General features: G+C 34.4%; 1 protein-coding gene. It reads left to right on the top strand.

The window, feature by feature from the left end:
* Positions 1 to 77: 77 nt before the first annotated feature.
* The coding region (locus tag SB775_RS30700; protein WP_486360724.1) for a hypothetical protein at positions 78 to 262 on the top strand (185 nt) is incomplete at its 3' end.

The raw sequence follows: 262 nt of genomic DNA, 5'->3' as shown, positions 1-262 counted from the left end.
GTCTTTTCATAATGCACATGCATGCAAACATTGACCCTATAATTGACTTCGCGTTATATTTTGATTGGGGTGATACAGTGAACATAGAAAACTATATTGAAGCTCAGTATAGAGAACTGCTCTCTAACAGCACAATAAACGCAGAGTTTTCAGAATTATATTCTAGTCTAGAACATGCAAGATTACGCGAAATATTGGCAACACTTCACTTTGATTTTATTTCTTTATTTAGAACTATGAATGAGCGACTTCCTACCAATGA

The organism is Peribacillus sp. SIMBA_075 (genome assembly GCF_046534585.1).
This window is presented reverse-complemented; position numbering and strand designations above follow the sequence as displayed.